Raw genomic sequence first — 5,857 nt, forward strand, 5'->3', positions numbered from 1 at the left:
GGTTAACGAGTGCAGGGACTCGTTAACCACTCACGGGCGGCGGAGCCGCCTACTTCGCTGCCGCGATCCGGGCCTCGGCGACGGCGTCGGCTGCGGCGCCGGCGAGGATGCCGTCCCGCTTCGCGACGTCGAGGATCTGCACGACGGTGGCGAAGATCTTCTCGACCTGTGCGCGGACGTCGTCGGCGGACGTTCCGAGTCGCTCACCGGCGACCTGGATGAGTCCGCCGCCGTTGGCGACGTAATCGGGGATCCAGGTGATGCCGCGGTCACCGAGATCGTGCTCGACGATCGGGTGGGCGAGCTGGTTGTTCGCGGCCCCGCAGATCACCTGGGCGGTGATCGCGGCGACGGATTCGTCGGTGAGGGTGGCGCCCATCGCGCAGGGTGCGTAGACGTCGAGTTCCTGGTCGATGACGCTGGACGCGATCTTGACGTCGGGGAAGTCGCGGGCCACACGGTCGAGTGCGGCGACGTTGACGTCGGTGGCAACCACCGAGGCACCGTCGGCGAGCAGCAGCCTGATCAGCTGGTAGCCGACCTTCCCGACACCCTCGACCCCGACGACGCGGCCGGTGAGGCTCGGGGTGCCCCACTTCTCCTGTGCGCCGGCGCGCATGCCCTGGAAGACGCCGAGCGCGGTCATCGGGGCGCTGTCACCGGATCCGCCGGCGGCGGTGTTGCGTCCGACGACGTACTCGGTGGCGCGGCCCATCACGTCGAGGTCGTCGGAGTTGGTGCCCACGTCGCCGGCCGTGATGTAGCGCCCGCCGAGCGTCTGCACGAAGCGGGCGTACGCCTCGAGCAGCGCCTCCGACTTTCCGGTGGCCGGGTCGCCGATGATGACGGCCTTGCCGCCGCCGAGGTCGACTCCGGCGATCGCCGACTTGTAGGTCATGCCCCGCGACAGCCGCAGGACGTCCTTGAGGGCGGCGGCCTCGTCGGCGTAGGGGTAGAACCGGGTGCCGCCGAGCGCCGGTCCGAGGGTGGTGTCGTGGATCGCGACGATCGCCTTGAGTCCGGTGGCGGGGTCCTGGAAGAACGTCACCTGCTCGTGCGCGGTGTCGGTGGGGAAATCGGTCCGTTCGAACACTCCGGCGTTCTGGAGCGGTGCGGTGGCGTGACGTTCCGCGGTGAGAGTCATGTCTTCTCAGGACCTTTCCGAAGGGGTGGCGATGGTGATGGTGGAGGTGTCGACGCCGAGTTCGGCGAGACGCTGGAGGTAGACGGTGACGTTGCGCAGCTTGACGTCCTCGTAGCCCCGGACGAGGTCGGGAGTCGCGGCGATCAGCGTGGCGGTGTCGTAGGTGTCGGCGGTGAGGTCGGCGATCAGGCCGGCGACCGTGGCCTCGTAGTGCGCGAGCAGTTGACGCTCGAGACGACGGACCTTGGCGTAGCCGAACGGGTCGAACGCGGTGCCGCGCAAAAACTTCGCCTTGGCGAGGGTCTTGAGCGCGACGTGGGAGCGGGGGCCGAATCCGATCTTGGTCTTACGGCCCATGGCCTTGAGGACCGGCGGGTGCAGCTTGTAGGTGAGCTTCCCCGCGCCGGGGACCTCACCGGCGGCTGCGTCGAGGAAGGCCTGATCGGTGAGCATCCGGGCCACTTCGTACTCGTCCTTGTAGGCGGTGAGCTTGTGCAGCCCGGCGGCGACGGCCTCGCTGAACTCGGTCCGGTCGCCCAGCTCACGCTCGGCGTCCCACGCCTGCTGCACGAGCGCGATGTAGCGGGCGGCGACGCGGTCACCCTGGAAGGCGACCAGGTTCGCGGCGCGGCGTTCGGTGAGCTCGCGCGTCGTGCCGTGGAGGGTGGACCCGGCGAACAGGTGGACCGGGACGACGGTGTCGCTGCGCTGCGGCACGGCCGCGGAACTGGTGGCGGCGAGGAAGGCTTCCCGATCGGCGACGGCGACGCGTCCCCAGTGGAACGCGGCCTTGTTGGACTCGACGGCAACCCCGTTGATCTCGAGGGCTTCCTCGATGAACCGGGCGGGGACGGGCAGCCCGCCGGCCTGGTAGGCGGCGCCGACCAGCAGGAAGTTGGCGGCTGCGGTGCTGCCGAACAGCGCGGTGGCGGCGGCGAGCCCGTCGATCGCGGTGAGTTCGCGGGCCGAGACGTCGAGACGCTCGAGCAGCTTGTCCTCGTCCGGGTAACGGACGGCGGGGTCGTAGACCATGTCGCCGGTCGGGGTCTGGCTCGTCGACGCGACGGTGATGGTGCGGTCGGAGCTGCCGAACCCGGCGTATTTGGCGTCGGCGGCGGTCAGCAGGTCGAACGCGAGGACGCAGTCGGCGGTGGCGGGGCTGATCCGGTTGGACGGCGCCGAGCTTCCCGACCGTGTCTTCTGGTCGCTGAGCCGCAGGTGCGACGTGACGGGTCCGGCCTTCTGGCTGAGACCGGTCTGGTCGAGTCCCTCGACGTGCAGCCCGGCACGCAGTGCGGCCATGCCGAGCACCTGGTTGACGGTGACGATGCCGGTACCACCGACACCGGCCATGAACAGGTTGTGGGTTCCGGTCCACACGGCGGGATCAGGGTCGCCGACCTCCGGCGGAACCGGGATCTCGCGCAACGTCTTCGGCGCGCCCTCTTCGGGCAGTTCGACCGTCACGAACGACGGGCAGTCGCCCTCGAGGCAGGAGTAGTCGGTGTTGCAGCTGGTCTGGTCGATCTTGGTCTTGCGGCCGAACTCGGTGTCGACGGGCTGCACGGACAGGCAGTTCGACTTGACGCCGCAGTCGCCGCAGCCCTCGCAGACGGCCTCGTTGATGACGACGCGGGTGCGGCGGGCGGGCAGCTTGCCGCGCTTGCGCTTGCGGCGGGCCTCGGCGGCGCACTGCTGATCGAAGATGAGGACGGTGACGCCCTCGATGTCGCGCAGGACGCGTTGTGCCTCGTCGAGGCGGGTGCGGTCCCACAGCAGCGTGTTGGCGGCGAAGTGGGCACCCTTGTGCCGCTTCGGGTCCTCGGCGCAGACGATGATCTGCTTGACGCCCTCGGACGCCAGCTTGTGGGTCAGCTGCGGCACGGTCAGCCCGGCCTCGGCGTCCTGGGCGCCGGTCATCGCGACGGCCGAGTTGTAGAGCACCTTGTACGTGATGTTGACGCCGGCCGCGACGCACGCCTGCACGGCGAGCTGGCCGGAGTGGAAGTAGGTGCCGTCGCCGACGTTCTGGAACATGTGCTTGACGTCGCTGAACGGGGCCTGCCCGATCCACTGCGCGCCCTCGCCGCCCATCTGGGTGAGCATGGTGACGGCACTGTCGGTGCGGCCGGACATGGTGACCAGGGTGTGGCAGCCGATGCCGCCGCCCGCGATCGATCCCTCGGGCACCGCGGTGGAGCGGTTGTGCGGGCAGCCGGAGCAGAAGTACGGGGTCCGCGACGTCGGGAGGACGGTCAGCTCGAGGCGCGGCGGCGGGGCCGGGGTCAGCGCGACCCGGTCCTTCAGGACGCGGCGCAGCGGACCGGTGAGCCGGGCGGCGGTCAGTTCGCCGTCGACGGGGATCAGGTTCTTGCCCTGCGCGTTCTTCTTGCCCAGCACGGCGGGTGCACTGGCGCCGCCGTAGAGGATGTCCTTGAGCTGCGACTCGACGAAGGGCATCTTCTCCTCGACGACGAGGACCTGCTCGACGCCGTCGGCGAGTTCGCGAACCTTGTCGGCGCCCAGCGGGTAGGGCATGCCGACCCGGAGGATGCGGATGCCGGCGTCCTCGAGCTGGGAGTCGCCGAGCCCGAGGTCGAGCAGGGCCTGGCGCAGCGAGTCGTAGGCGGTGCCGACGGCGGCGATGCCCAGCCACGCGGTGCGCGGGTTCACCTCGATCGCGTCGATGTCGTTGGCGGCGTTGAACGCCTCGACCATCGCCCAGCGCGGGCCGTAGAGGTCGGCCTCGGCGTAGACGCTGTCGGGCGGGGACGCGAGCACGCGCTGCCGGTACGACCACGGCTTGCCGTTCCACTCGATCTCGGGGAGCACGATGTCGAGGCCGGCGAAGTCGCGGTCGAGGGTCCAGAGTCCGTCGGCGACGTCGGCGACGATCTTCATGCCCGACCAGCAGCCGGAGATCCGCGACAGCGCCACCCCGTAGAGGCCGAACGTGATGACCTCCTCGGCGTTGCGCGGGAAGAACACGGGCATGCCCATCGCGGCCATGGACCGTTCGCTGGCGCAGGGGATGGTGGAGGACTTGGCGTTGGGGTCGTCGCCGACGAGGACGAGGACGCCGCCGCGCGCATTGGCGCCGTACATCGCGGCGTGCCGGATGGAGTCGCTGGCGCGGTCGAGGCCGGGACCCTTGCCGTACCAGACGCCGACGACGCCGTCGTGGGTGCGCTCGCCCTGCGGGAGGTCCACCTGGCTGCCCCAGACGGACGTCGCGGCGAGTTCCTCGTTCATGCCGGGCACGAACTTCACGTCGTGGTCGGTGCTCAGCGTGGGGATGGCGGCGATGGTGCGGTCGAGGCCGGCGAGGGGGCTGCCCTGGTAGCCGGAGACGAACGTCGCGACGTTCAGGCCCGCGCGGCGGTCGCGTTCGTGCTGCTCCACCAGCTGGCGGGCGATGGCCTGGACACCGGTCATCAACACCGGACCCGAGTCGGCCCGGTATCGGTCGGCGAGATCAAAGGATGCTGCACTGGTGCGAGCGTCGTCTAGCTGAGTCATTGCGATTCCCGATCCGTCGCGTTGAGCATTTCGTGAGCTTGATCCTGTATCTGCTCTATGATTTGGTCAACGCAAATCGGATCAACTGATCAGTTCACGCAATAGGTGACGGTGGTCACTTCCCGGAGGTACCCAAAGTGCTCAGCATCGACAAGCTCGACGTGCAGTTGCTCGGACTGCTCGGCCAGGACTCACGCATGAGCGTGGCCGAACTCGCCAACTCGCTGGGCGTCGCCCGCAACACCGTGCAGTCCCGGATGAAGCGCATGGAGACCAGCGGGCTGCTCACCGGCTTCCGCCCCAACCTCGACCTCGCCGAGGTCGGGATTCCCATCCAGGCGTTCGTCGGGCTCGAACTCGAGCAGGGCAAGCTGACCGCCGTCGGCAACCGTCTCGTCGACCTGCCGGAGGTCATCGAGATCCACGCGACCACCGGCCGGGAGGACCTGCTGGTGCGGGTGGCCACGTCCACGCACGCGGAATTGCAGAAGTTGCTGGAGAAGATCGCGAACCTGCCCGGCATCACCCATTCGACGACCACCATCGCGCTGACGAGCCCGCTGCCGTACCGGATTCAGCCGCTGCTCGAGCACCTCACCGACGACTCCGGGTGGGGCCGGTCGACGGCACTGCCCCGTTCACACCGCTAGGACCGGTGCAGTAGTTTCAGACCATGAGTGAGAGTCAGGGACGAATCGCGTTCATCCAGGCCACGTGGCACCGCAATATCGTCGACCGCGCACGCGACGGCTTCACCGACGAGGTGACCACGCTGGGCTATTCGAAGGACGATCTGGACTTCTTCGAGGTGCCGGGCGCGTTCGAGATCCCGCTGCACGCACGCCGCCTCGCCCTCACCGGGCGTTACGACGCCGTCGTCGCGGCCGCGCTCGTCGTGGACGGCGGCATCTACCGGCACGAGTTCGTCGCGACCGCGGTCATCGACGGCCTCATGCGGGTGCAACTCGACACGGACGTGCCGGTGTTCTCGGTTGTGCTGACCCCGCACCACTTCCACGAGCACGACGAGCACCTCACCTACTTCGGCGAGCACTTCGTCAAGAAGGGCGCCGAGGCCGCACGGGCCTGCGTCGCCACCGTCACATCGCTGAAGGCGCTGCCGACCGCGAACTGACTCGCCTCCCGAATCCGCAACGAGAACACCACCGCCGGTACACACCGGCGGTGGTGTTC

The 5,857-nt window shown here is 69.0% G+C and carries 4 protein-coding genes; 2 read left to right on the forward strand and 2 right to left on the reverse strand.

Translation table 11 applies throughout. The features are described from left to right. Positions 1-49: 49 nt before the first annotated feature. Together ACFTZB_RS42090 and ACFTZB_RS42095 are read right to left on the reverse strand one after the other, a co-directional pair. Positions 50-1,144 carry a Glu/Leu/Phe/Val dehydrogenase dimerization domain-containing protein gene (locus ACFTZB_RS42090; protein ID WP_378441361.1) on the reverse strand — a complete coding sequence of 365 codons (1,095 nt, stop codon included), beginning with the start codon at positions 1,142-1,144 and terminating at the stop codon, positions 50-52. 6 nt (positions 1,145-1,150) lie between these two features. Next, positions 1,151-4,663 carry an indolepyruvate ferredoxin oxidoreductase family protein gene (locus tag ACFTZB_RS42095; RefSeq protein WP_378441363.1) on the reverse strand — a complete coding sequence of 1,171 codons (3,513 nt, stop codon included), beginning with the start codon at positions 4,661-4,663 and terminating at the stop codon, positions 1,151-1,153. A 137-nt stretch (positions 4,664-4,800) separates the two neighbouring features. On the opposite strand from ACFTZB_RS42095, the gene ACFTZB_RS42100 reads away from it, so the two are divergent. Both ACFTZB_RS42100 and ACFTZB_RS42105 read left to right on the forward strand, forming a co-directional pair. Beyond that, positions 4,801-5,313, forward strand: coding sequence for an Lrp/AsnC family transcriptional regulator (locus ACFTZB_RS42100; protein ID WP_072945874.1), 513 nt, complete (start codon positions 4,801-4,803; stop codon positions 5,311-5,313). Between the two features lie 23 nt (positions 5,314-5,336). Beyond that, positions 5,337-5,798: a 6,7-dimethyl-8-ribityllumazine synthase gene (locus ACFTZB_RS42105; RefSeq protein ID WP_378441366.1), complete on the forward strand. Its 462-nt coding sequence runs from the start codon at positions 5,337-5,339 to the stop codon at positions 5,796-5,798. Positions 5,799-5,857: the final 59 nt, after the last annotated feature.

The organism is Rhodococcus sp. NPDC057014, assembly GCF_042673295.1.
Lineage (GTDB): Bacteria > Actinomycetota > Actinomycetes > Mycobacteriales > Mycobacteriaceae > Rhodococcus_F.

Coding starts and splice junctions, on each gene's coding strand:
- ACFTZB_RS42090 (WP_378441361.1), bottom strand. CDS start 1,144: ATGACTCTCACCGCGGAACGTCACGCCACCGCACCGCTCCAGAACGCC.
- ACFTZB_RS42095 (WP_378441363.1), bottom strand. CDS start 4,663: ATGACTCAGCTAGACGACGCTCGCACCAGTGCAGCATCCTTTGATCTC.
- ACFTZB_RS42105 (WP_378441366.1), top strand. CDS start 5,337: ATGAGTGAGAGTCAGGGACGAATCGCGTTCATCCAGGCCACGTGGCAC.